Genomic DNA, 23,765 nt, shown 5'->3' with positions numbered 1-23,765 from the left:
GCGCGAGCGGTGCCCAGACAAGGGGTGACATCATGATTAAATTTGCATGCCTGGCGGCGGCGGCCGCACTGAGCCTCATCGCCACGCCGGCCGCGGCCGAACCGGGCAAGGCGATCATCGCCATCTATCATGTCGCGCCCGGCCAACAGGCGAATTTCCTCAAATGGATGGATCAGCAGGACCGGATTTCAACGGCGGCGGGAATCGCCAAGGGCCAGCTTTATGCCCACACCGACGGCGACAGCTGGGATTATCTGGTGATCAATCCGGTGACCAGCGAAGCGCAGGACGCGGCGTTCGACGCGGCGGGAAGGAAGATGGGCGTCAACACGATGCGCGGCGGATTGGAGTTGAGGAAATATATCAGCAGCCACACCGACACCTTCGTGCGCGGACCGATGACGACGGCGGAATATCTGTCGATGGTCGGCGAGAAGTAGGAATCCTTGTCATTGCGAGCGCAGCGACGCGGCAATCCACGCCTCGGCGGGATTGCTTCGCTAAGCTCGCATCGACATTGAGTCCCCGATCTCCCCCGCCAGCACCGCCGCCTGGAGCGCAGCCATTTCGTCGGCCCAGTAGCGGTCGGTCTCAAGGTGAGGCGATAGGGTGCGGACCTTGGCGTGAAGCTGTTGAAGTTTCGCGCTCGTCTTCAACGGCGCGTGATAATCGACGCCTTGCGCCGCCGCGATTAGCTCGACGGCGATGATGCCCGCGGCGTTGCGGGCGATGGTCGCGGCCTTCCGAGCGGCGATGGGCGCCATCGAGACATGGTCCTCCTGACCCGCCGAAGTCGGAATAGAGTCGACGCTGATCGGGAAAGCGAGGCTCTTGTTCTCGCTGACCAAAGCGGCGGCGGTGACTTGCGGGATCATCAGCCCCGAATTGACCCCGCCGTCGTCGGTCAGGAACGCTGGGAGCCCGCTCATCTTGGGGTCGACCAGGACGGACGTGCGGCGTTCGCTGAGCGAACCGATCTCGCATAGCGCCATCGAGATGATGTCGGCGGCAAAGGCGACCGGCTGCGCATGGAAATTGCCGCCGGAGATGGCGATGTCCCCAGAACCATCCGCTCCTTCGAACACGATCGGATTGTCGGTGACGGCGCCCGCCTCGATCTCCAAGGTGCGGGCAGCGTTGGTGAGCAGGTCGAGCGCGGCGCCCATCACCTGCGGCTGGCAGCGGAAGCTGTAGGGATCCTGGACCCGACCGCAGCGGTGGTGGCTGGCGACGATCTCGCTGCCGTCGAGAAGGTCGCGGGTGGCGGCGGCAGCGGCGATTTGACCGGGTTGGCCCCGCACGTCGGAGATGCGCTTGTCGAACGGCTTGACGCTGCCCTTCAGCGCATCGACCGACAGCGCGCCCGCGCCGATCGCCGCCCAGAACACGCGTTCGGCCATGAACAAAGCGTCGAGGGCGATCGCGGTTGAGGCTTGGGTGCCGTTGATCAGAGCAAGGCCTTCTTTGGGGCCGAGCGTCAGCGGTTCGAGGTTGAGGCGGACGAGTACGTCCCCGGCGCGAAGTTTTTCGCCGCCGAGGTCGATCCAACCCTCACCCATGCAAGCGGCGGTCATGTGCGCGAGCGGGGCGAGATCGCCCGAGGCGCCGACGCTGCCCTGGCTGGGGATGACGGGAATGGCGTCGTGGGTGAGGAGCGCCTGGAGCGCATCTATGACGGCCGGGCGGACGCCGGAATAGCCGCGGCCGACGCCGACGATCTTGAGCGCGATCATCAACCGGGCGACGTGGCGCGGCAGTGGCTCGCCGAGCCCGCAGCTGTGCGATAGGATCAGGTTGCGCTGAAGCTCGGCCAGCCGGTCGGGCGGGATGCGGGTGTTGGCGAGCAGGCCGAAGCCGGTGTTGACGCCGTAAACCGTCTCGCCGCCAGCGACGATCCGTTCGACCGAGGCGGCGGAAGCGCGGATGCGGTCGAGGCTGGCATCGTCAAGAGTGAAGGCGGTGCCCTGCCACAACTGGCGCAGGGCGGCGAGGTCGATGGCTTCGGGGTTGAGGGTCAGAGTCATCGCTCGCGCGTCTAGGAGATTTGCGCTGCATCGACCAGCCGAGACGCGAAATTCCGCTATGGGTAGAAACGGAAGGTTGCTCTCACCGCGGGGCCCCGGCCAACAACATTTGGCGTTCGGCACTCCGTGAAATCAGGGCAGGGGTTCCTGTGTGTCCTTGAGCGCCTCCAGCACGACGTTGGGATCGGCAGGTGTAGAGAGCGCGTCGGCATGCTCATCCGGCCTGTCGGATATATTCGGATCGTCTCGCCGCAGCTCTTCCAGGAGCCCTATGATCTTGGCCGATTTTTGCTCGCTAAGGATCGATAGCTCAAGTGTAAGCTGGTCGCGCAGTCCGGCCAGCTTGTCCTCGCGGCGTTGCGTCGAGAGAATGAAGATCGTCATGTACAAAGCCGCCAGAGCCACGGCGCCCTGTAACCAAAAAAACGGAGGCGCATCGATCGGTGTGCGCCCGAAGGCCATCAGGCCCAGGTTGAGCGCTATCCAACTCACAACCAACACTGTCAGCAAGGTGATGAATGCCGGCCTGCCCGCACGTCTGGTAGCCTGCTCGATCAGGCGCTGTAGAGCACTCGCATCGGCGTGATGCGTAGCGTGGAAGCGGGCAACCGCCCGCACCGTATCTTCGACGTGGGCCGGTACCGCCTGGCCGGCGTCCTGATCTGACTTGGCATCATCGGTCACTGCTTCGTCCTCCACGAGCCGCGCCTGCCCACAGCGACGGCCCATCCTGGTTCAAGAACGCACATCGCGAGCGAACGGGCTCTTAAGGGACCGGATGTCCGCGAACAGTCGAGTGCGGACAGACGATGGGAAGCCGTCACGGACGAGAACCGCCATTCCTAGCGTAGGTGAGCAGACTATAGGGCCATTGGTAGGTCGAGGCCTTCTTCCCGCGCGCACTCTATCGCGATTTCATACCCCGCATCGGCATGCCGCATGACACCAGTGGCGGGGTCGTTCCAGAGGACGCGCCCGAGGCGGCGGGCGGCATCGTCGGTGCCATCGGCGACGATCACCATGCCGGCGTGCTGCGAATAGCCCATGCCGACGCCGCCGCCGTGGTGGAGTGAGACCCAGGTCGCGCCCGATGCGGTGTTGAGCAGCGCATTGAGCAGCGGCCAGTCGCTGATCGCGTCGGAGCCGTCCTTCATCGCCTCGGTCTCGCGGTTGGGCGAGGCGACGCTGCCGCTGTCGAGATGGTCGCGGCCGATGACGATCGGGGCGCTGACTTCGCCGTTCCTGACCATTTCGTTGAAGGCGAGGCCGAGGCGGTGGCGCTGGCCAAGGCCGACCCAGCAGATGCGCGCGGGCAAGCCCTGGAAGGCGATCCGCTGACGCGCCATGTCAAGCCAGCGGTGGAGGTGCGGATCGTCGGGGATCAGTTCCTTGACCCGTTGGTCGGTGCGGTAAATGTCCCCGGGATCGCCCGACAGCGCGACCCAGCGGAACGGGCCGATGCCACGGCAAAAGAGCGGGCGGACGTAAGCGGGAACGAAGCCGGGGAAGTCGAAGGCGTGGGCGACGCCAGCGTCCTTGGCTTCCTGGCGGATGTTGTTGCCATAGTCGAAGGTCGGAATGCCCATCGCCTTGAAGGCGAGCATCGCCTCGACGTGCTTGGCCATCGAGGCGCGGGCGGCGGCAGCGACGGCGGCGGGATCGCGCTCGCGCATCTCGGTCCATTTTGCGACGCTCCAGCCCGCGGGGCAATAGCCGTTGGCGGGATCGTGGGCGCTGGTCTGATCAGTGACCGCGTCGGGGCGGATGCCTCGGGCGACCATCTCCGGCAGGATTTCCGCCGCATTGCCGAGCAAGCCGACCGAGGTTGGCTCGGTAGCATCTTGAATAATCTGCAGTGCCTCGTCGATCGAACGCGCGCTACGATCGAGGTAACGGGTAGCGAGACGTTTCTCGATCGACGATTCCTGAACTTCCACCGCGATACAGTGAGCGCCGGCCATGACCGCCGCGAGCGGCTGCGCGCCGCCCATCCCGCCAAGGCCGGCGGTGAGGATCCATTTGCCCTTCAGATCGCCGCCATAATGCTGGCGGCCCATTTCGGCGAAGGTCTCGAACGTGCCTTGGACGATGCCCTGCGTGCCGATGTAAATCCAGCTGCCCGCGGTCATCTGGCCGTACATCATCAGCCCGGCGCGATCGAGCTGGTTGAACACTTCCCAATTGGCCCATTTGGGCACCAAGTTAGAGTTGGCGATGAGCACGCGCGGTGCGTCCTTGTGCGTGCGGAAGACGCCGACCGGCTTGCCCGACTGGACGAGCAGGGTCTCGTTCTCGTTTAACCGCTCGAGCGTCTCGACGATCTTGTCGTAACAGGCCCAGTTGCGCGCGGCGCGGCCGATGCCGCCGTAAACGACCAGCGATTGCGGATTTTCCGCCACCTCGTCGTCGAGATTGTTCTGAAGCATTCGGACCGCCGCTTCGGTGAACCAGCTTTTGGCCTTGATATCGGGCCCGCGGCGGGCCCGGATATGGCGGCTGTTGTCGAGGCGTGGATCAGTCACAACGGCTCCGAACTATTCTTAACGACTTGCCCTAGCCGCATCCGGCGCCCAGCCCAAGATACGCTAGCCGCCATAGGCGTGGCCGAGCGTGATCGAAACGTTGGCGCTACAAAGGGCTAGGGTTCGGGCTAGAGCTAAATTGATCGCCCCGCGCGCATTAGGATCGACCATGAAATTGCAGGACGCATATAGAATCACGACCTTCATTCCGCCTAGTCACCTGGACGAGCTATTGCGTGCGATAATTGAACAAGCGCCCCTCAGCTACGGTCCTTACGACAAGTCGGCATGGTGGAGCAGCGTCGGGACCGAGCAGTTCGAGCCCCGCGCTGGGGCCAGCCCGACCGTCGGGGAAATCGGGAAGATCGAGCAGGTGCCGACCGTACGGCTCGAGTTCATGATTCCGCGCGACGACAGTCTCCTCGACCGAGTCCTCGATGGCCTTCTCAACGCTCATCCCTGGCAAGAGCCGGCGGTGTTCGTTGATATGACTAAGATCACTAACTCGACGCCTCCACCTTCAGTCGCTTAGCTCTCGGACGACGATGAGGTAGTAATTGATCGCGGGACGGATGTTGGAGAGCCGGTCGCGCTCGTTGAGCCCGTGACTGAAGTCCTCCGACCCCTTGATGAACACGGGACTGGCGCCATAGCTGGGCACGTTGAGGTGGCGGAACCACATGCTGTCGCTGGCCCCAGCCGCCATGCTCGGGAACACGGGAACGCCGGGATAGACCGCGTTCATCCCCTTGGTCACAGCGGCGATGAAATCGGTGCGCATCGGCGAGGCGTCGGTCGCCACCGAGCCAGCGGGAAGATATTTGATCGTCATCGCCGGTTCGGCCGCCACGCGCTTGAGCTCAGCCATGATGTCGGTCGGCTTATGGCCGGGATAGATGCGGCAATTGATGTTGGCGGTTACGCGCTGAGGGAGTGCGTTCGGCGCATGCCCGCCATTGATCATCGTGGTGACGCAGGTCGTGCCGATCCCTCCGACGAGTGCCGGGTCGGCCGCCAGCGTTTCGATCGCTTTCTGGTCGGCGGGATTGGCGGCGAAGGCGCGCATGGCAGCGCCCGTCTTGGGCGGCTCATAGGCCGCTGCACCCTTGAAATAGGCGCGCATGAGCGGGCTGACCTCTGGCTTGAAGCGATACTTGTCGATCCTCACCAGCGCGGCGGACAGTATATTGATGGCATTGTCCCGGCGCGGCCTCGACGAGTGACCGCCGGGGCTGGTCACGGTCAGCTCATAATCGGCGTAGGTTTTCTCCGCGCCTTGCCAGCTGAAATATTCGGGCGCCCCGGTCTGTTCGTTGAGCGTACCATTGCCGCCATCGATGTTGAGCACGAGGTCGGCATTGGCCAGCTTCTCGGCGATCATGGCGCTGGTCTTCATGGTTGTTTCTTCGTCGCCCGAGAATTCGATGATGATGTCGCGCTTGGGGACATAGGCCTGGCGCTTGAGCTCGATCAGCGAGGCGATAGCCAGGGCGCTGTCGAATTTCATGTCGGTCGCGCCGCGGCCGTAAAGGAAGCCATCCTCCACGATCGGCGTGAAGGGGTCGCGCTGCCAATCCTCGCGTTTGGCTTCAACCACGTCCATGTGACCCGAAATGACCAGCGGCTTGAGCGACGGGTCGCTGCCCCGCCAGCGCGCGATGATGTATGCCGTGTCGTCGACCGGAGTGACCTCGATATCCTCAGCGGCAAAGCCGCCCGCGACCAGTGCCGACTTGAACAGCGCCGCGACCTGCGGCGTCTGATTGCCGGGTCCGGCGACCGATCGCAGCGAGATCGCCCTTTTGGCAAGGTCCAAAGCTTGTGCTTCTGCCTGGGGATGTTCAGGCGCGGCAATCTTAGGTGTCTCCTGAGCAGCAGCCGCGGCGAGACCAACCAGTAATCCAATCATCGTCGTTCCTCTGATAATATGGAGAGTCACCCTCATCACAGACTCAGTCGCTGAGGTCTTTCAAGAGAGTGAGATAATAGTCGATCCCCGTCGGCCATCCCGTCCGCACATGTCGTCGGGCGCTGGATCGGGGCGCGTTGCTAACTGTCCGCGCACAACAAGTCGGCAAGGTAAAGCACGCCGCCGATCGACTGAAGACGCTGATACACCGATGAGCGCCAGCCATGCGCCCGGCAGAACTCGTTGGCCCGGCGCGATCCCGCTTCTGCTGTCCCCTCCGGTACCTGAATTCGGACCTGGCCATCGGCCGGCGCGACGAAATACTCGCTGGCCATGCCGCGCAGCGACTGCCCGCCGGGGAGGACGCCCGCCGCCGGCGTAGCGCTCGCCGGGATCACGGCCCCGACCGGGCGCGCGGATCGCACTGTCATCACCATCGCCGGCGTCGAAGCGCTGATCTGGCGGCATCCGGAGAAGCTATGGCCGCTGCAAAATTCCCACGCCGAGCCGGCCGGAAGCTTGACGCTCTTCATAACCCAGGGCGATCCCAACTGTGTGGGCCCTGGAAAACTGCGCTGGGCACCTTGATAATGGCCATGGCTGTAAATGGTGGCCGTGCGATCAACCTGTGCTCCGACGGGCGACGATAGCAGCACCGCAGCCGCAATGCCGCCGACCATCAACTTGTGCGCCATCTACCATCCCCCGAATGCCGCGTGGCTCTTAGCAACCCGCCGCCGATTTCCCACGTTGAATAGTAAGCCGCGATGAGGATTGAACAAGCCTGCCGGCGCGATAATTGAATGACCAGCCCGGCCCACGCCGCCAGCGCGGCCACGCCCGCGAAGGACCTAGCGATCGACGCCGGCATAAATCCTTCTTTCTGGACCGGGCAAGCCGATCCAATAGGCAAGCTCATTGATTTGATCGATCCGCCACACGCACAGGTCGGCGGCCTTGCCGGCCTCGATCGTGCCGATGTCGTGGGCGAGACCGAGGGCGCGGGCGGCGTTGATGGTCATGCCGGCAATCGCTTCCTCGGGGGTCAGACCAAACAGGGTGCACGCCATGTTGATCGCCAGCGTTGGACTCAGCAGCGGCGATGTACCAGGGTTGCAATCGGTGGCGATGGCGATCGGCACGCCTTGGTCGCGCAGCAGCTGAACCGGCGGCTTCCTGGTCTCCTGCAGCGCATAATAGGCGCCGGGGAGCAGCACAGCGACGGTACCGGCCGAGGCCATCGCGCGGGCGCCGAGTGCATCGAGATGCTCGAGGTGGTCGACGGACAGTGCCTTGTAGCTGGCGGCGAGCGCGGCGCCGTGCTGGTTCGACAATTGCTCGGCATGAAGGCGGACGGACAGGCCATTGGCGCGGGCGGCGACGAAGATGCGCTCGACCTCGGCCGGAGTGAAGGCGATGGTCTCGCAAAAGGCATCGACGCTGGTGGCAATGCCGGCGCGGGCGACTGCCGGGATCATTTCTTCCGCGACCATTTTGACATAGGCGTCGCGATCCTCGCCGGGTGGCAGTGCATGGAGCGCGAGCAGGGTCGGGACAATGCGGACCGCCTCGTCGCGGCCGATCGCTTTCGCCGTGTTGAGCAGGCGGATTTCCGACGCGGTGTCGAGGCCGTAGCCCGACTTGATTTCGATCGTGGTCACGCCGCCGGCCATGAGCGCGTGGAGGCGGCGCCGCGCGCTGTCGCGCAGCTCGTCCGCCGAGGCGGCTTTGGTGTCAGCGACGGTCGAGGCGATGCCGCCGCCGGCGTTGGCGATCTCCTCATAAGAGGCGCCGGCGCGGCGCATCGCGTGTTCGTTGGCGCGGGTGCCGCCGAAGACGAGGTGAGTGTGGCAGTCGATCAGGCCCGGAGTGATCCAGGCGCCGCCGAGCGCGACCACTTCCCTGGCACGAAAGCCGGCGAGTTCGGCGCGCTTGCCGACGCGGACGATGCGGCCGTCGACGATGCCGATCGCGGCGTTGGGGAACAGCCCCAACGGATTGCCCGGCTCCGCGACCAAGGTCGCGACATGGCAGTCGGTGATCAGGCGGTCCCACATGGGGAGTGGCAATGGGCGGCGGCAATGCTAGTCGTCAAGCCGATGAGCTGGCCCAATCTGACCGACCTGCTGGTCGACGCGAACGCCGAGGCCCCGATCGGCATGGTCGGCGCGCCGCTCAGCGCGGGATCGGTGACGCCGGGGCGATGTGACCTCGCGCCGGCGCTGCTGCGCGCGACGCTCAGGCGGATCGGGCGCTACGACGTCGAGACCGGGCGCGAGCTGGCGACGCGGATCGCCGATTATGGCGATGTGGCGATCGGCGGGATGAGCATCGAGCAAGCCACCGCGCCGATCCGCGACGCCTGCGCGGCAAGCGTCGCACGGGACGAACTGACGCTGCTGGTCGGGGGCAATAATGCGGTCACGCGCCCGGGAGTGCATGCGTTGGGCATCCCGCTAGAACGGCTCGGGTTGATCACCCTCGACGCCCATTTCGACCTGCGCGAGACCGATGAGGGCCTGAGCAACGGCAACCCGGTGCGGGCGCTGCGAGAGGACGGCTTGCCGGGTCGCAACATCGCCCAGGTCGGGCTGGCGAGCTTCGCCAATTCGGCGGCGATGCATCGCGATGCGATCGACGGCGGCCATCTGGTGGTGAGCATCGGCGAAGTTCGGCGCGGCGGGATCGGAGCGGCGGTCGCCGCTGCACTGGCGCATGTCGCGCATACCGAGGCGATCGTCGTCGATTGCGACATCGACGTGATCGACCGAGGCCAATTGCCGGGGGCGCCGGGCGCGCGGCCGGGCGGAATGGCTGCGCATGATTTCTTCGCCGCGGTGCGATTGCTCGCGGCCGACCCCAACGTCCGTCTGATCGACTTGACCGAATGGGATCCGCCGCTCGATCCAACCGACCTCTCCGCGCTGGTCGCCGCGCGGTGGGTCGCCGAATGTATCGCCGGATATGAGTCGCGTGACCGCGACTAAGACAGCGCGACGGGTCGCGGTCGCGCTAATGCTGTTTGCGCTGCTCTCGGCGTTCGCGATGATGCGCGAGCTCAACCATGACGAGAGCCAATATATTGCCGCGACCCAGCTCGCGTTGACCGGGCTGCCTTACCGCGACTTCGCCTATTTGCAGACGCCGTTGCAGCCGATGTTGTTCGCGCCGCTGGCCGCGCTGTTTCCGCATCATTTGTTCGTCGCCCTGAGGCTGGTCAATGCGGCCTGCGGGGCGGGGGCGATCCTGTTGCTGTGGGTCGCGCTGAAGCGGGCCGGCGTGGGCGACAAGGCGGCGTGGATCGCGGCCGGGCTGATGACGCTGAGCGCGCCGTTGCTGCTCGCGGCGGCCGTGGCGCGCAACGATGCGCTGCCGGCGCTGCTATTTTGCGCTTCCCTCGCCTTGCTTGCCGGGCCGCAGAAGCCGCGCAATGTGGCCTTGGCGGCGCTGCTGCTGGGATCGGCGGCGGCGGCGAAGATCAGCTACGCGATCCCGGCTGCGGCGCTGATGGCGATGGCCGTGGCTGGACCGCGCGATGTGAAAGAGCGGCTGCCGCTGGCTCCGCTGATCGGCGGATTCGCGGTTCCGACGGCGTTCGTCGCGATCCTCGCGTTGCTGGCGCCGGATGCCTTTTGGTTCGAGGTGATCCGCTATGCCGTCGAGGCGCCGCGGGAATGGTATGGCGCGACCGGGCGGACGGGCGCGCTGGGCACGGGTCATGTCGTCAAATTCCTGCGCAATGGGCTGTACGGACCGATGCTTGCCGCGTTGCTGATCTGCGGCGTTGCCGCATGGCGCGCGCGGCCGTGGCAAGCAGCGGAACGAGCGAGCATGACGATCTTCGCACTGCTGCTGGCGGCCAGCATAGTCGCCGCCTTCCTCCCCAACCCGACCCACCTGCAATATTGGGTCCCGGCTCTTCCGCCGCTGTTCCTGTGCCTCGGGATGGCACTCGACCGCCGTCAGCCGTTGGCGTGGTACGGCAAGCTGCTGTTGGCGGGAACGGCGGTGGCGGGCCTCGCCGAGACCAGCGTCGGCGTCGTCCATGCGCTGCGCGAGGGTCTGCCCGCGTTTCGGATTGAGCGTGATGCGGCGGCGTTGCGGCGGCTGCTCGACGCGCACGGGGTAAGCGGACCAGTCGCGGGGATCGTGCCCGAGCGGTTCGCTGACTCCGGTCGCCCGGTCGACCGTCGCTTCGTGACCGGACCTTTCCTGTTCCGCACGATGCACCTGATTTCATCTGACGAGGCGCGGCGCTGGCATGTCATGCCGTTTGGCCAGGTGTCGACGCTGCGCGAAGAGCCGCCGGCGGCGATCGTGACGCTGGCCGCGCCCGAGGAATATCGCGGCGACGCTTTTTTGAAGCGGAAGCTCGATCAGGCGGCGGTCGAGGCCGGTTTCGTGCCGATCGGGCGCGCCGGCCCGATGATCCTGTGGCTGCCGATCAAGCGGCGGCCGGGACCGCCGCCAGCGTTTCGTTGAGGCAGCCTTACAGCGTCGCCAGGTGCCGGTTGTCGAAGTCCTGGGCATATTGCGCCTTGATCGCGACCTTGCGCTCGATCGCATCGATGATCGGGACCGAAAAGTCGACTCCGGCCATCGTCGAGCAGCTGCCGAGGTTGCCGGGCGAGAAGACGTTCACTTCGAGGATCTTGTCGCCGACGATGTCGATCCCGACCAGGAACATGCCGTCGGCGACCAGCTTTGGCCGGATCAACTCGGCGACCTTCAATTCGGTCTCGCCAATCTCGACCGCTTCGGCGGTGCCGCCGGCGTGGATGTTCGAGCGGATGTCGTCCTTCGACTGGACGCGGCGGAGCGCGGCATATTTGCCGTCAATCTCGAGCGGGCGGCCGTTCATCAGGAAGAAGCGGATATCGCCCTTCTTGGCGGCGGGGACATAGGCTTGGGCGATGACGTATCCGTCGCGGCCGATCGCCTCGATCATCTGATTCAAATTGGCTTTGTTCTTGGGATCGAGCTTGAACACGCCAGTTCCGCCCGAACCCTGCAGCGGCTTCAAAATAATCTGCCCGCCATGCTTCTTGGCGAACGCCTTGATGTCGTCGTCGTGCCGGGTGATCAAAGTTTCGGCGCGCGCTTCGACCGGGAAGCTCTGGAAATAAAGCTTGTTGATCGCCCGGCCGAGGCTGTCGGGATCGTTGAGCACGATTACCCCACGCTTGGCCGCTTCGCGCCCGAACAAGATGCCGGCTTCCGCCGCCCACGGCATCGCCTGGGCATCGAGCGACGGGTCGCTGCGCAGCATCAGCACGTCGATCTCAGCCATGTCGAGCGGCTCGACCTTGGCGGTCTTGCCGTTCATCGTGTCGAAAAAGTCCTGCCGGTCCTTATATTTTTTTTGCGGCATGAAGCGGCCATGGACCCACAGCGTGTCGTCGGGCCTCAGGACGAAGTCGGACGGGGTCAGATAGCAGACGCGGTGCCCGCGCGAGGCCGCCTGATGGGCCAGCACGGTGGTCGTGTAGCCAGCGAATTCACGCTCCATATCGTTGACGAAAAAGGCTATCAGCACGGGTTCAAGCTCCTGCCAGCATGTCGTTAAGCGTTCCCTTGGCGCGGAGCGATGCGATGCGGCTGCGCGCGCCTTCGTCGTCCAGGAACAAGGGGATGAGTCGGGGTGGGCGAACGAGACCGCGTTGCAGCAACTCCTCGATCACCGGCACGTGGCCGACGGCGATCTTGCCCAGCCAGAAGGGCGCCAGCGAGGCGCCCGACGCGACCAGGTCGATCACCGCGCGGAATCCCTGAAGGTAGATCGCATCCTTGGCCAGGCCGCCCGATCGGAACACGCGCGCGGCAATGCCGAACGCGCCCGATCGCGAAAAGCCATGGTCGCGATGGAGCAGGCGCCACACCTCGATGAAATTGCCGCCGCGCAGCATCGCTTCGACCGCGACGACGCGCCCGGCAATCAGGCGCAACCGCGTACGCGTCAGGCCCCCGCTGGCCCATTCGGCGAACACCCCGAGCCCTTCCTGGACGCCTTCGTAGCGCGCAAGACCCGTGCGGAAGATCGAGAGCCCCTGCGCCGCGCCGTTGAAGTGCGTGAGGAGGTGAACGCTGACCTCATGAGCGAGCAATGCCGGGAGTCGGTGGGCCGGCATCATGGCGTCCGATGCGATCATCAGCTTGCCGTTCGATACCAGCAGACCGGCGACGTCGTCACGGATTTCAATTTCCGGCCGGAAGTCGGGGTCGATCGAGCGATAGCGCCCAACCAGATCGCCGGCGGCATCGGCAATTTCGGACGCGCCGATCATCGAGCCGCGCGGCGGATCGCGGTCGGTCGAGTCGAGGATCGAGCGCGCGTCGGCGAGTAAAGGCGCATCGACCGTGCCGTACATCAGCATCGAAGCGGCGCGGAAATCGGCGGTATTGCGGGTCGACAGCAAGACCAGCTGGGCGTCGATCTCGCGCCGCTTGTCGGCCAGCAAATTTTCGAGCAGCGGGTCCTCGAGTTGCGACAGGTCGATCGCGTAAAGATCTCGCTTGGCCAGGTCGGGATCGATCGTCAGGGGGCGATAATGAAACTTCGGCGCTTCCTGGCACTTTGCGGCCAGGAAGCGGCCGAGCGCATCGGCCGTGTCGATCGGGGAAATCGACAGGAGGAAATCGAAGCTGCGGGCGACACGGTCGATTCGCCGGTCTGCCTTGCGCGCGGCGTCGAGATAGGCGCTGCGACCGAGCGAGCGATAATGCGCCGGCACGGCACACTTGCCGTCATCGAGGAAAGCGCAGGCGGCGCGCAGGATGGCATCTCCCGACGCGGCGGCAAGGTCATGGGCGATGGCCGGATAGACGCCACCGTCGGGCCGGCGGTGGATTTGCGGCAGGCGAAGCGAAAGGCGGGTCACTCCAGGGATCGCATCGAGCAGCCGATCGAAGCCGGGCGGAAGCAGAGCAGCGACGGCTTCGCGCTCAACGGCGCAGCGGCGCAGGTCAACCTGGATGCCGCGCATCGCCTTTTCGAGGGCGTCGGCGGTTCGCACTGCCGCGGCGGCCTGATCCGCCTCGATCCGCGCGGCGAATAGCGGCGGCTTGGGCGAATGGCGATCGGGCGGCGGCGCGGGTTGATCGTCGAGGGTGATCACCAGCAAATGTCCCGAATGCTCGGCGAGGCGGCTCGCGACATGCTCGATCGCGGACAGTGCGGCATGATCGTCGGCGGGTGACCAGATGAGATAGGCGGGGCTGTCGACCGCGACCCGACGCGCTAGGCTTTCAGGTGCTCCCTCGCCGCGCTGCAGGACCAGGAACGGCAACCAGCGATCGAGATGAACCCGGCCGTGCTCGCCCACCGCTTCGCGCAGCGACCCACGCTTGCCGAACTCGGCTGCGAAAGGTGGATAAACCGACTGAAGCCGGGCCTCGCCGCTCACGGCTCAATCAGCCGGGCCGCGGTCGACGCGATAAAGTTGATCAAGCCGCGCATCGCGTCGAGCTCGGCCGGGTCGGGCTCGCCGGTCCATTCGTCCATGAAGAATTTTTTATACTCTAGCGCGATCGCGCAGCCCCGCTGCGGATAGCGGTCATGGACGAACCTCGTCTGCTCTCCCTTGCCCTGAAAGGCGACATTCTCGCGCACGTCCAGGCGGCGGCCGTTGAAGTCGAAGCCGCGCATCGCCTCGATCAGCGGATCGATGAGGAAGGCCCAATCATCGCGCGGCATGGAGAAGGTGCCGATGTTGATGTCGGGAGCGTCGGCTTGAGGCGTCGGCGCGCCGGCGGGGCCATCGCGACGATGGTTGTAGCTGTGGACGTCGATCAGGGCGAAACGCGGATAATCGGCGGCGATGTCGTCGAGAAGGTGGCCAAGCATCCGGTAATAAGCGTCGTGGACGGCGAGGGAGCGACCAACCAGCTCGGGAGACGGGCGCTCGTGCCAGACCTCGAGTCCCCAGCATTGTTCGGGCGTCTGGTAGACAGCGTCAGTCGGGCCGCGGTTGAGATCGAATTCGAACCGCGAGCGGTGGGCGATAATGTGGGTCGGAACGCCGACGATCGCTTGGCCGGTGAACGGATCCTCCTCGCGCAGCCGGTCGAGCTTGCCGAGCTTCATCGCGGCGGCAACTTCGTCGCGCAGCCCGTGACCGTCGTGGATCGCGGTCGCGAGTACCGGGCCATCGCCCCGGCGGACGGTCCACCAATGTTCCGGATTTTCGATCGCTGTCATCCCCGTATAGCGTTTCGGGGGCGGTTCGGTTGCGTTGGCGTGCCCGTGTCAGGCGGCGAGAGTTTCCAGCTGCTCACTCGTTTCGAGCCAGCGGGCCTCGGCCGCTTCGAGATCGGCGGCGATGGTGACGCGGCGCTGCGCGATTTCGCTCATCGACAGCCGCGCCAAGCCGGGCTCGGCCGTGGGGTCGATCAGCGCGCGATCAAGCTTTTCGACCTCGGCGACCAGGCGAGCGGTCGCGGCTTCGGCATCGGCGGCGGCCTGACGCAGCGCCTTGGCCTCGTCGCGCGCCTTCGACGCAGTCTTGCGATCGGCTTTCGAGGGTTTTGCCTCTCCCCGCGGCTGGTTCCGGCCGAGGATGAAGTCGATATAATCGTCGATGCTGCCGGCATAGTCGATCGCCTTGCCACCATCGACCAGCACCAACCGATCGGCGACCAGTTCGACCATGTGGCGGTCGTGACTGACCAGGATCACAGCGCCGTCATAGCCGTTCAAGGCCTGGACCAGCGCCTCGCGGCTGTCGACGTCGAGGTGGTTGGTGGGTTCGTCGAGGATCAGAAGGTGGGGCGCATCGCGGGTGATCAGCGCCAGCGCGAGCCGGGCGCGCTCGCCGCCCGACAATTTGTCGACCCGGGTCATCGCCTTGTCCCCCGAAAAGCCGAAACGGCCAAGTTGCGCTCGCACCGCGCCGGGCGTCTTGCTGGCCATGGCGCGGGTCATATGCTGCAGCGGCGTGTCGTCGCCGTCGAGCTCCTCGACCTGATATTGGGTGAAATAGCCGACGCGCATTTTGCCCGACGCGTTGATCGCCCCGTCCATCGGCGCGAGTTGCGCAGCGAGCAGGCGGGCGAGCGTGGTCTTGCCGTTGCCGTTGCGGCCGAGCAGCGCGATGCGATCGTCGGGGCCGATCCTGAGGTTCAATTTGCGCAGCACCGGTGTGCCCGGCGTATAGCCAACGCTGGCCATGTCGAGGGTGATCAGCGGCGGCTTCAATTCGGTCGGGCTGGGAAAATCGAAGCTCAGGCTAGGGTCGTCGGCCAAGGCGGCGATCGGCTGCATCTTGGCGAGCATTTTCGCCCGGCTTTGCGCCTGTTTGGCGGTCGAGGCGCGGGCCGAGTTGCGCGCGATATAATCCTGCAGCCGGGCGCGCTGCGCATCCTGCGACGCCTTGGCCGCGGCGAGCTGCGCGGCGCGCTCGGCGCGCTGGCGCTCGAAACTGTCGTAGCCGCCGGCGTAGAGCGACAGCTTGCCGCCCTCTAGGTGAGCAATGGTGTCGACGACGTTGTTAAGCAGGTCGCGCTCATGGCTGATGACCACCAGCGTTCCGGGATAGTTTTTGAGGAAATTTTCGAGCCACAGCGTCGCTTCGAGGTCGAGGTGGTTCGAGGGCTCGTCGAGCAGCAGCACGTCCGGTTCGGAAAACAGCAAGGCGGCGAGCGCGACGCGCATCTTCCAGCCGCCCGAATAAGAGTCGAGCGGCCGGCCCTGCATTTCCTCGTCGAAGCCGAGCCCAAGCAGGACCCGGGCGGCGCGCGCGTCGGCAGTATAGGCGTCGATCGCCAGCAGCCGGTCATAGACATGGCCCAGCCGGTCCGGGTCGTGGCAGCTCTCCGCCTCAGCCATCAGCGTGGCGCGCTCGGTGTCGGCCGCGAGCACGGTTTCGAACGGCGTCGCCGTGCCGCTCGGTGTTTCCTGCGCAATATAGCCTAGGCGAATGCCGCGCGGCATCTCGATCTCACCGTCGTCGGGGTCGAGCTGGCCGATCATCACCTTCATCAGGGTCGACTTGCCGGCGCCGTTACGGCCGATCAGGCCGACCCGGCTGCGCGGCGTAATTGCGGCGGTCGCCTTGTCGAGGATCGTGCGCCCGCCGAGGCGGACGGTGATGCCGGCGATGGTCAGCATGGCGAGCGTCGTTCCCTAGATGAAAAAGCCCCGCGAAGGCGGGGCGGCTGGCATGGCGTTGGCGTCCAGCGAATGGCGCTCCCCTACAGCAAATCATGCCAGTTCGCAATTAGCCGCGCCGGGCATCGCCAAATGCGAATGGCGTGTGTAGCGAGGCGCCGATGAAGGCGATCACCGACCCGACCAACGCCCTGGCGCGCGGCCTCGCGGCGATCCGCACGCAATATCAGGTTCCTGATCGATTCCCCGACGAGGTCTTAACCGCCGCGGCCGAGGCGGCGAGACGAAAGCCGACCCAGCATGTCGATCGCACCGATCGGGCGTTCGTCACGCTCGATCCGGCATCGTCGACCGACCTCGACCAGGCGTTCATGATCGAGCGCGCCGGCACCGACTTGCTGCTCCACTACGCCATCGCCGATGTCGCCTGGTTCGTTGACGACGACGGGTCGATCGACCGCGAAGCGTGGCGGCGGGGCGCGACGCTGTACTTGCCCGACGGCAAGGCGGGACTTTATCCGCCGGTGCTGAGCGAGGGCGCGGCGAGCCTGCTGCCGGACGGACCGCGCCCGGCGGTGGTCTTCATCGTCCGGGTCGCTCCGGACGGCGGCGTCAAGCTGGCAGGAGCCGAGGGGGCGATCATCCACAGCCGTGCCAAGCTCGGCTACGCCACCGTCCACGATGCCGATCTGCCGGACGGCTTCGTCGAGCTAGCCGAGCGGATTACAGCGGCGGAGCAGCGGCGCGGCGCCGCGCGCGTCGATCCACCCGAGCAGGAGGTCACCCCGGTCCAGGGCGGCGGCTATGAACTGTTGTTCCGCGAGCGGTTCGCATCGGAAGATCGCAACGCGGCCTTGTCGCTGGCGACCAATTTGGCCTTGGCGGATTTGATGCAGGCGCATGGGGCCGGCCTATTCCGGGTCATGCCCGGGCCGGAAAAGAGCGCGATCCGGCGGCTTCGCCACAGCGCGACCGCGCTCGACATCGACTGGGCCAAGGATATACCGCTTACCGAACTCGAGCGCCGCCTCGATCCAGCCAACCCGAAGCAGGCCGCGATGATGATGGCCATTCGCCGGGCGAGCCACGGCGCGGCCTATGTTCCCTTCAAACCGGGCGAGACCCCGTGGCACTCGGCCATGGCGGCGACCTATGCGCATGGCACAGCGCCGCTGCGCCGTCTCGCCGACCGATACGTCGTTCGCGCTGCCCTGGCGATCGCCAACGGGCAGGCCGTGCCCGATATCGTGTCGGCGGCGTTCACGAAGCTGCCCAAGGTCATGGCCGCCGCCGACACGAAGGGCGCGCAGGTCGATCGGGCGATCATCGACCTTGCCGAGACGGTGATGCTGGAAAGCCGGGTCGGTGAACGTTTCCCGGCAGTCGTGACCGACGTCGACGAGCGCGGCGCCCGGGTCCAACTGTGCGGCCTGCCGGTGATCGCGCGAGCCCCGGCCGACGGGGCCGAACCAGGCGACCGGATCGATCTCAAGCTGGTCGCGACCGACGCGGTAACGCGACAACTCGGCTTTGCGCGCGCCGCCTGAAGGGGTGCCGATGGGAATGCGTCGGGGCCGCGGCGTAGACACAAATGCCGGGATCCGAGACTGGACTGATTTTCGATTGACCACGGTCATTTCACTTTGTAGAACTAAATGGTTCCAGAACTAAATGGTGCTAAAGATGTCCGATCGCCTGAGTACGACCCTCTCCGCGCTGGCCGATCCCACCCGACGGGCGATCCTGGCACGATTGGCGCTGGGCGAAGCGTCGGTCGGCGAGCTCGCTGAACCGTTTAGCCTGTCCGTTCGCGCCATTTCGAAGCATGTCGGGGTGCTGGAGAAGGCCGGCCTGATCACCCGGGGGCGCGACGCGCAGAAACGCCCGAGCACGCTCGATCTTGCGAGGTTGCGGGAGGTTAACGATTGGCTCGAGGCCTATCGACGCCTTTGGGAAGATCGCTTCGACAATTTGCAGGGCGTGCTCAAGCGGATTAGCGACGAGACCGCCAAATGATTCTGGCGAGGAAGAGGAATAAGAGCGAAGAAGAGTGCATCGAACTCCGCAGGGTCTTCGCCGCGCCCCGGAATCTCATCTATCGCCTGTGGACGGAACCCGCCTGGGTCGCTCTTTGGTGGGGCGAATCGAACGCAACCAACGTCGTCCGGGAGTTGGATGTCCGGCGAGGCGGGCGCTGGCACATTGACATGACGACGCCGACCGGCACCACCTACCCCAACGGGGGCCAGTTCCTTGAGGTCGTGGAGAACGAGAAACTCGTCTACACGGATGTTCCCTACGCTACTTGTCCGGCCTGGGAAAAGGTGCCGCCCTGCCCGAAGCTGTGCACCGTCGAGTTCTCGGGTGTCGCTGAGGGTACGCTGGTTCAGCTGACAGTCCGTTTCCCTTCGCCCGAAGACCTCGACAGGACGACCATGACCGGCTTCAGCGAATGCCTTGGCCAGGGGTTCGATCGCCTTGCCAGCCTTTTCGTTGATCCCACCTCCGCCTCGGCAGCGGATGACGTTGGGAGAGGACGGCATGCCTAAGATGGCACTTCACCTGCCCACCGGTCTTCGCGCGGTCATCGACCTCGCGCTCCTCGACCGCACGATCGTCGACCGGAGTTCCGTTCTTTCCAAAGGATTTTCAACATGATGGAACGCCGGTTCCTGCTTTTCTGCGGCGTGGCTCTTTGCCCGATGTTTTACGTCGCCGTGTTGGTCCAGTCGCAGATGCGGGCTGGCTTTGATCTCACCCGCCATCCGCTGAGCCTCCTGAGCCTGGGCGATGCGGGCTGGATCCAAATCGCGAATTTCCTGCTCGCGGGCCTGCTGGCGATCGCTTGTGCAGCCGGCATGCGGCAGTCGCTGCGGGGGTCAATTGGAGGCTTTTGGGGCCCTCTGCTCATCGCGACCTTCGGAATCGGAATGATCATCGCCGGTCTATTCCCATCCGATCCCCTTCCCGGCTTTCCTCCGGGCGCGGTCTCGTCGATGCCGACACAAATTAGCGGGCACGCCATAGGACACGGGGTCGGATTCTTCGTCGCCTTCCTGTCGCTCACGTCCGCCTGCTTCGTCTTCGCGCGAATGTTCCTGAGCCGGAGCGAGAGGGGATGGCGTCTTTATTCGGTCGCTACCGGACTTGCCACGCCCATCCTGATCGCCGTGGGTATGGGAGTGCAGCGGGCCACCAGCCTGTCCTTCTTCGCGGTCGGGATCATTGCGTTCGGCTGGATTGCCGCAGTCTCGCTCTGGCTTATGCGTCGACCACCAAGCGATGGTCAGGTCGCAGGTCGCCCTAGCTAAGGAATTCGAGATGCAGATCCGCCACGTGGTAATAAAGGTCGATGACCAGGAGAAAGCATTGGCTTTCTATACCGAGGTGCTCGGCTTCGAGAAGGTCCATGATCTACCCGGCGGGATCCGGTGGCTGACGGTGCGCGCGCCAGAGGGCGCCGAAGGCGTCGAGCTCGTGCTCGAACCCAACTACATGGCGCCGGCGCTAGCCTCGCAGAAAGCGCTTTACGAAGCCGGTTTTCCCGCGACAATCTTCACCACCGACGATTTGGCCGGCGACTTTCGCAGTCTCAAGGAACGAGGTGTACGGTTCACCGGCGAACCCAAGCGAATGGGTTCGGTGACTTTCGCCTTCTTCGACGACACCTGCGGCAATCTGATCGTACTTAGCCAACGCGATGAAGATGCGGCTTGACGTTCCACAAGCGAACCTTCGGCGTGACGGCGCCCGGCCCTTGATCTAATCACCGTTGCGGTCGACCGACTACCGGTGATGGAGTCCATCATACCAGCAGCTGATTGGTAACGACCGTTTGAACTAAAGTGGCCATTGCGACCCGCCACTTGGACAGGCATGTCGGGTATAATCTTAAGCCAAAGCATTTTCGATCAGCCATCCGGGATGACGCATGACGATAGCCATTCATCGCGCGGAGCCGGGCGACATTCAAACGATCATCCGGCTCGTTCGCGAGCTGGCCGAATACGAGCGGGAGCCGGATAGCGCGAAGGCCACGCCCAATGATATCGAGGCGGCGCTGTTCGGTTCACGCGCCGTCGCAGAAGCAGTAATCGCACGGGTCGAAGGCAAGCCGGTTGGGATGGCGGTCTTCTTCCAGAACTTCTCGACATGGACCGGACGGAGCGGGATCTATCTGGAAGATCTGTACGTGACGCCCGATGCGCGAGGTGGTGGCGTCGGTTCGGCCCTGCTCCGGCATCTCGCCAGTATCGCGGTCAAGCGCGGCTGCGCCCGCTTCGAGTGGGCGGTGCTGGACTGGAACCAGCCGGCAATAGATTTCTACATCTCAAAAGGAGCTGAATGTATGAAAGAGTGGCGCATCTATCGGGTCGCGGGCGACGCGTTAACAGAGCTGGCCGGCGCATGAAGTTCTGGCAAGCAATCCCGCTGGCGTTACTGGCGTCGGCATCCGCCCCGGCCGCGATGCCGACCACAGCGTCTCGCGCGCAATCACCCGCGAACGCCTTGTCGGCAGCAGTCACCGACCCGTCGCGTCCCGCCGAGGACGTGGTCCGGGACGTCAACCGCAAGCCCGCGGCCACCCTTGCCTTCATCGGCGTGCGCCCCGGGGATCGGATCGCCGACTACGCATCGGGCGCTGGATATTTCACTAGGCTGTTTTCTTCGGTCGTTGGACCGCGGGGACATGTCTACGCCTCCGTGCCGAGTGAGCTCTTCACGTTTCCGAACATCGTAAAGGGTCTCAATGACACTCAATTGTGGGCTGCGAAGCGGCCGAACGTCACAATAAGCTTTGCCAGCGCCCTTGCCGCCGCGCGTTACCCTGAGCCTTTGGACGTGTTCTGGATCGGCCAGAACTACCATGACCTGTTCGACGATTTCATGGGCCCGGTCGACATCGTCAAGTTCAACCGCGCCGTCTATGCCGCCCTTAAACCGGGCGGAGTTTACGTGATTCTGGACCATTTGGCGGCGCCTGGTTCCCCGACCAACGTGACGGACACGCTGCACCGGATCGAGCCGTCCGTCGTCCGGCGGCAAGTCGAGGCCGCTGGCTTCGTGTTCGCCGGCGAGAGCAAGATTCTGGCCAACCCCGCCGACCCCCACACCGACGGGGTGTTCAATGATCGGATCCGAGGACGGACCGACCAATTTCTCCTCAAATTTCGGAAGCCGCGGCGTTGAGCTTTGTCGAGCTTGGGCGACCTTCGCCGCGCTGACCGGCTGACATCGATATCCGCGACAGCACAGGTTGCGGGGCCAGTTGCGGAGGAGACGCCCGCCATCGCGGTCAACTATGTCTATTAGGGTCCGCTCGGCCTAAGCGCTCAACGCAGCCTCATTTTTTCCCAAGTGGCGCACCAGATTGTCGAGCGTAGTGCTGGTCCCGGCGTGCACACCCGCTTGGACGAACTGCTCCATCTGTTCGGCGGAGGCGCAAGCAATCTCGACGACCATATGGGTGCCTGGCCCTCGCTTTTCCCATGTGACGCGGCCGATCGCTCCGATCGCGTCGAATATTAAGCGCTCGCCCGGCACAATCTCTCGATAGACGCCGGCGAAGGGCATCTCCGGATGGTCCTGCGCGACGAAGGCGAACTTGCCACCGACGCGCAGGTCGATGTCGCAGCGGAGCAGTGGCTTGCCAGTCGCGTCCCACCACTGGGTGACGTGCTCAGGGCGGGTCCAGGCCTGAAACGATTGGTCCGGGCTGCCGTCAAAGTCGCGCTCGAAGCGGATCGTATTGGCGGGACGGTCCAGGATGTACCCGGAAGACGTCGCGTTCGGGTTTGCAGGCATATCAATTTTCCTTTTCATTCAACTGGTGAAGGTGTCGACCGAGATTGTCGAAGCGACTCTCCCAGATCTTGTGAAATGGCTCGATCCAGTCCGACATATCTTTCAACGCGTCGGCCTTTAGCCGCCGCGGCCGACGCTGTGCGTCCCGCCCGCCCTCGATCAATCCGGCTTGCTCAAGGACTTTGAGATGGCGAGAAATTGTCGGCTGGGTGAACGGAAAGGGCCTCATCAACTCCGATACGGACGCCTCCCCCATCGCCAGGCGCGCAAGAATTGCCCGTCGCGTAGGATCGCCCAGAGCGGAGAATGCCAGGTCGAGCTGGTGTGATTCAATAGCCATCCCGCTATATAGCGATATGGCTTTATATTGCACAATGGGTGTCCCTCAATTTTATTTCTGCGTTGACCCCATGAAGCTAGAGTGGCCTCGGCCGCCGCGCGTAACTGGTAGTTGTGGGTCGCCAGTAAATGGTGCAGCGCTGCCCGATGAATAATGAGATTGCAGCATGGGCCCAAGGCCAAGTGGTCGCGGCGGGCGATGATCGCCTGTTCAAAGAACATCGATCGAATGACCACTCCAATGGGTGACGCCGCCGCGATACTCTCGGCCGTAGGTGCCGTCGCGGGCGCCGCCGTTGACGCGCGCTCGTCGGACGCCGTCGCCCCCGCAATCGACGAGTCCGAACTCGCGCGTCGGCTTGCGGAGTATGACTTCGCGGAACCGCGTCCGTTGCAAGGCGTCGTGCAAGATCTCGTGGCGCTGCTGCGAGATTTCGCCGTGCGGTCGGATCACCCGCGCTATTTCGGCCTCTTCAATCCCCCCGCCCTGGTGCCGGCTATAGCGGGCGATCTGGTGGCCGCCGCGATCAATCCGCAGCTCGCGGTATGGGCACACGCCCCGAGCGCGGCCGAGATCGAGCGCAAACTGATCCGGCTCTTCGGTGGTTTCGTGTGGAACGACATCGAGGCAGCGGGCACTTTCACGGGCGGGGGCAGCGAGGCGAACGCGACTGCGCTGGTTGCCGCCCTTGCCCGGCGGTATCCCGACTGGGATCGGGCGGGCCTTCCCCGCACAGGGCCCAGACCCGCGATCTACGCGTCGTCGGAGGCTCATCTCGCCTGGATCAAGATCGCCCGCGGCTGCGGGCTTGGCAGCGAGGCGGTCCGCCTGGTGCCGAGCGAGGACGGCCTGCGAATGACTGGCGATGCCCTTTCCCGGGTGATCGCCGCCGAGCCTGACTGGGAGCCCGTGTTGGTCGTGGCAACGGCCGGAACGACGGCGCACGGGGCGATCGACGATCTCGCCGGCATCGCGAAAGTCGGCAGGAGTTGCGGGGCCCACGTTCACGTCGATGCGGCATGGGCCGGTGCGGCTCTGCTCGATCCGAGGCGGCGCGGGC

General features: G+C 64.9%; 24 protein-coding genes. 11 read left to right on the top strand and 13 right to left on the bottom strand.

Going from position 1 to position 23,765, the window contains the following annotated elements; genetic code table 11:
- The first annotated feature begins 32 nt into the window (after positions 1 to 32).
- Complete coding sequence (locus H0W65_RS07255; protein ID WP_294005924.1) at positions 33 to 440, top strand: hypothetical protein; 408 nt, start codon at positions 33 to 35, stop codon at positions 438 to 440.
- 60 nt (positions 441 to 500) lie between these two features.
- Here H0W65_RS07255 and hutH read toward each other — a convergent pair whose 3' ends face one another.
- The 7 genes from hutH to hutI all read right to left on the bottom strand — a co-directional run bounded on the left by hutH (position 501) and on the right by hutI (position 8,512).
- Positions 501 to 2,024, bottom strand: coding sequence for a histidine ammonia-lyase (hutH, locus tag H0W65_RS07250; RefSeq protein ID WP_294005921.1), 1,524 nt, complete (start codon positions 2,022 to 2,024; stop codon positions 501 to 503).
- 132 nt (positions 2,025 to 2,156) lie between these two features.
- Positions 2,157 to 2,708, bottom strand: a complete 552-nt coding sequence (locus H0W65_RS07245) for a DUF1003 domain-containing protein (RefSeq protein ID WP_294005919.1) — start codon at positions 2,706 to 2,708, stop codon at positions 2,157 to 2,159.
- Between the two features lie 176 nt (positions 2,709 to 2,884).
- Positions 2,885 to 4,546: a urocanate hydratase gene (gene hutU / locus H0W65_RS07240; protein WP_294005916.1), complete on the bottom strand. Its 1,662-nt coding sequence runs from the start codon at positions 4,544 to 4,546 to the stop codon at positions 2,885 to 2,887.
- Positions 4,547 to 4,819: 273 nt separating this feature from the next.
- The gene (locus H0W65_RS07235) at positions 4,820 to 4,945 is read right to left on the bottom strand and encodes a hypothetical protein (RefSeq protein ID WP_294005913.1); all 126 of its coding nucleotides are present in this window, start codon (positions 4,943 to 4,945) and stop codon (positions 4,820 to 4,822) included.
- A gap of 121 nt (positions 4,946 to 5,066) precedes the next feature.
- Positions 5,067 to 6,455, bottom strand: coding sequence for a M20/M25/M40 family metallo-hydrolase (locus H0W65_RS07230; protein ID WP_294005910.1), 1,389 nt, complete (start codon positions 6,453 to 6,455; stop codon positions 5,067 to 5,069).
- A gap of 140 nt (positions 6,456 to 6,595) precedes the next feature.
- Positions 6,596 to 7,150 carry a hypothetical protein gene (locus H0W65_RS07225; RefSeq protein ID WP_294005907.1) on the bottom strand — a complete coding sequence of 185 codons (555 nt, stop codon included), beginning with the start codon at positions 7,148 to 7,150 and terminating at the stop codon, positions 6,596 to 6,598.
- A gap of 156 nt (positions 7,151 to 7,306) precedes the next feature.
- A complete protein-coding gene (gene hutI / locus H0W65_RS07220) occupies positions 7,307 to 8,512 on the bottom strand; it encodes an imidazolonepropionase (protein WP_294005904.1) in 1,206 nt (401 codons plus the stop codon).
- Here hutI and H0W65_RS07215 point away from each other — a divergent pair.
- On the top strand, positions 8,483 to 9,442 hold the full coding sequence (locus H0W65_RS07215; protein WP_294005901.1) for an arginase family protein: 960 nt from the start codon (positions 8,483 to 8,485) through the stop codon (positions 9,440 to 9,442). The two genes, hutI and H0W65_RS07215, sit on opposite strands and share 30 nt — an antisense overlap.
- Positions 9,420 to 10,937 (top strand): hypothetical protein, encoded by a 1,518-nt coding sequence (locus tag H0W65_RS07210; RefSeq protein ID WP_294005898.1) that lies wholly within the window; start codon positions 9,420 to 9,422, stop codon positions 10,935 to 10,937. Before H0W65_RS07215 ends, H0W65_RS07210 begins: the two co-directional genes overlap by 23 nt.
- Positions 10,938 to 10,944: 7 nt before the next feature.
- On the opposite strand, the gene H0W65_RS07205 is transcribed toward H0W65_RS07210, so the two are convergent.
- Genes H0W65_RS07205 through H0W65_RS07190 form a run of 4 tightly spaced genes read right to left on the bottom strand, consistent with a single transcriptional unit; the run spans position 10,945 to position 16,560 of the window.
- Entirely contained in the window at positions 10,945 to 11,991 is a 1,047-nt protein-coding gene (locus H0W65_RS07205; RefSeq protein WP_294005895.1) for a glutathione synthetase, read from the bottom strand.
- Positions 11,992 to 11,995: 4 nt separating this feature from the next.
- A complete protein-coding gene (locus H0W65_RS07200) occupies positions 11,996 to 13,858 on the bottom strand; it encodes a tyrosine/phenylalanine carboxypeptidase domain-containing protein (protein WP_294005892.1) in 1,863 nt (620 codons plus the stop codon).
- Complete coding sequence (locus tag H0W65_RS07195; RefSeq protein ID WP_294005889.1) at positions 13,855 to 14,652, bottom strand: N-formylglutamate amidohydrolase; 798 nt, start codon at positions 14,650 to 14,652, stop codon at positions 13,855 to 13,857. The genes H0W65_RS07200 and H0W65_RS07195 overlap by 4 nt, the downstream gene beginning before the upstream one ends.
- A gap of 48 nt (positions 14,653 to 14,700) precedes the next feature.
- Complete coding sequence (locus tag H0W65_RS07190) at positions 14,701 to 16,560, bottom strand: ABC-F family ATP-binding cassette domain-containing protein (protein ID WP_294005886.1); 1,860 nt, start codon at positions 16,558 to 16,560, stop codon at positions 14,701 to 14,703.
- Positions 16,561 to 16,721: 161 nt separating this feature from the next.
- Between H0W65_RS07190 and H0W65_RS07185 the strand changes: the two genes are divergently transcribed.
- The 7 genes from H0W65_RS07185 to H0W65_RS07155 all read left to right on the top strand — a co-directional run bounded on the left by H0W65_RS07185 (position 16,722) and on the right by H0W65_RS07155 (position 21,750).
- Positions 16,722 to 18,107 (top strand): RNB domain-containing ribonuclease, encoded by a 1,386-nt coding sequence (locus H0W65_RS07185; RefSeq protein ID WP_294005883.1) that lies wholly within the window; start codon positions 16,722 to 16,724, stop codon positions 18,105 to 18,107.
- 136 nt (positions 18,108 to 18,243) lie between these two features.
- Complete coding sequence (locus H0W65_RS07180) at positions 18,244 to 18,576, top strand: helix-turn-helix transcriptional regulator (RefSeq protein WP_294005880.1); 333 nt, start codon at positions 18,244 to 18,246, stop codon at positions 18,574 to 18,576.
- Complete coding sequence (locus tag H0W65_RS07175) at positions 18,573 to 19,109, top strand: SRPBCC domain-containing protein (protein ID WP_294005877.1); 537 nt, start codon at positions 18,573 to 18,575, stop codon at positions 19,107 to 19,109. The genes H0W65_RS07180 and H0W65_RS07175 overlap by 4 nt, the downstream gene beginning before the upstream one ends.
- 105 nt (positions 19,110 to 19,214) lie before the next feature.
- Entirely contained in the window at positions 19,215 to 19,871 is a 657-nt protein-coding gene (locus H0W65_RS07170) for a DUF998 domain-containing protein (protein ID WP_294005874.1), read from the top strand.
- A 10-nt stretch (positions 19,872 to 19,881) separates the two neighbouring features.
- The gene (locus H0W65_RS07165; protein ID WP_294005871.1) at positions 19,882 to 20,277 is read left to right on the top strand and encodes a VOC family protein; all 396 of its coding nucleotides are present in this window, start codon (positions 19,882 to 19,884) and stop codon (positions 20,275 to 20,277) included.
- Positions 20,278 to 20,491: 214 nt separating this feature from the next.
- Entirely contained in the window at positions 20,492 to 20,971 is a 480-nt protein-coding gene (locus H0W65_RS07160) for a GNAT family N-acetyltransferase (RefSeq protein WP_294005868.1), read from the top strand.
- Positions 20,968 to 21,750, top strand: coding sequence for a methyltransferase (locus tag H0W65_RS07155; protein ID WP_294005865.1), 783 nt, complete (start codon positions 20,968 to 20,970; stop codon positions 21,748 to 21,750). The genes H0W65_RS07160 and H0W65_RS07155 overlap by 4 nt, the downstream gene beginning before the upstream one ends.
- A 135-nt stretch (positions 21,751 to 21,885) precedes the next feature.
- On the opposite strand, the gene H0W65_RS07150 is transcribed toward H0W65_RS07155, so the two are convergent.
- Positions 21,886 to 22,365 (bottom strand): SRPBCC domain-containing protein, encoded by a 480-nt coding sequence (locus tag H0W65_RS07150; RefSeq protein ID WP_294005862.1) that lies wholly within the window; start codon positions 22,363 to 22,365, stop codon positions 21,886 to 21,888.
- Between the two features lies 1 nt (position 22,366).
- On the bottom strand, positions 22,367 to 22,738 hold the full coding sequence (locus tag H0W65_RS07145) for a helix-turn-helix transcriptional regulator (RefSeq protein ID WP_294005859.1): 372 nt from the start codon (positions 22,736 to 22,738) through the stop codon (positions 22,367 to 22,369).
- Between the two features lie 207 nt (positions 22,739 to 22,945).
- Here H0W65_RS07145 and H0W65_RS07140 point away from each other — a divergent pair.
- Positions 22,946 to 23,765, top strand: an 820-nt coding sequence (locus H0W65_RS07140; protein ID WP_294005856.1) for a pyridoxal-dependent decarboxylase, incomplete at its 3' end; no start/stop codon positions are given.

This window comes from Sphingomonas sp. (assembly GCF_013816785.1).
Classification (GTDB): domain Bacteria; phylum Pseudomonadota; class Alphaproteobacteria; order Sphingomonadales; family Sphingomonadaceae; genus Sphingomicrobium.
This window is presented reverse-complemented; position numbering and strand designations above follow the sequence as displayed.

Coding starts and splice junctions, on each gene's coding strand:
- H0W65_RS07155 (WP_294005865.1), top strand. CDS start 20,968: ATGAAGTTCTGGCAAGCAATCCCGCTGGCGTTACTGGCGTCGGCATCC.
- H0W65_RS07170 (WP_294005874.1), top strand. CDS start 19,215: ATGATGGAACGCCGGTTCCTGCTTTTCTGCGGCGTGGCTCTTTGCCCG.
- H0W65_RS07215 (WP_294005901.1), top strand. CDS start 8,483: ATGGCAGTCGGTGATCAGGCGGTCCCACATGGGGAGTGGCAATGGGCG.
- H0W65_RS07185 (WP_294005883.1), top strand. CDS start 16,722: ATGAAGGCGATCACCGACCCGACCAACGCCCTGGCGCGCGGCCTCGCG.
- H0W65_RS07235 (WP_294005913.1), bottom strand. CDS start 4,945: ATGAACTCGAGCCGTACGGTCGGCACCTGCTCGATCTTCCCGATTTCC.
- hutH (WP_294005921.1), bottom strand. CDS start 2,024: ATGACTCTGACCCTCAACCCCGAAGCCATCGACCTCGCCGCCCTGCGC.
- H0W65_RS07255 (WP_294005924.1), top strand. CDS start 33: ATGATTAAATTTGCATGCCTGGCGGCGGCGGCCGCACTGAGCCTCATC.
- H0W65_RS07165 (WP_294005871.1), top strand. CDS start 19,882: ATGCAGATCCGCCACGTGGTAATAAAGGTCGATGACCAGGAGAAAGCA.
- H0W65_RS07190 (WP_294005886.1), bottom strand. CDS start 16,560: ATGCTGACCATCGCCGGCATCACCGTCCGCCTCGGCGGGCGCACGATC.
- H0W65_RS07230 (WP_294005910.1), bottom strand. CDS start 6,455: ATGATTGGATTACTGGTTGGTCTCGCCGCGGCTGCTGCTCAGGAGACA.
- H0W65_RS07210 (WP_294005898.1), top strand. CDS start 9,420: ATGAGTCGCGTGACCGCGACTAAGACAGCGCGACGGGTCGCGGTCGCG.
- hutI (WP_294005904.1), bottom strand. CDS start 8,512: ATGTGGGACCGCCTGATCACCGACTGCCATGTCGCGACCTTGGTCGCG.
- H0W65_RS07150 (WP_294005862.1), bottom strand. CDS start 22,365: ATGCCTGCAAACCCGAACGCGACGTCTTCCGGGTACATCCTGGACCGT.
- H0W65_RS07225 (WP_294005907.1), bottom strand. CDS start 7,150: ATGGCGCACAAGTTGATGGTCGGCGGCATTGCGGCTGCGGTGCTGCTA.
- H0W65_RS07160 (WP_294005868.1), top strand. CDS start 20,492: ATGACGATAGCCATTCATCGCGCGGAGCCGGGCGACATTCAAACGATC.
- H0W65_RS07175 (WP_294005877.1), top strand. CDS start 18,573: ATGATTCTGGCGAGGAAGAGGAATAAGAGCGAAGAAGAGTGCATCGAA.
- H0W65_RS07180 (WP_294005880.1), top strand. CDS start 18,244: ATGTCCGATCGCCTGAGTACGACCCTCTCCGCGCTGGCCGATCCCACC.
- H0W65_RS07195 (WP_294005889.1), bottom strand. CDS start 14,652: ATGACAGCGATCGAAAATCCGGAACATTGGTGGACCGTCCGCCGGGGC.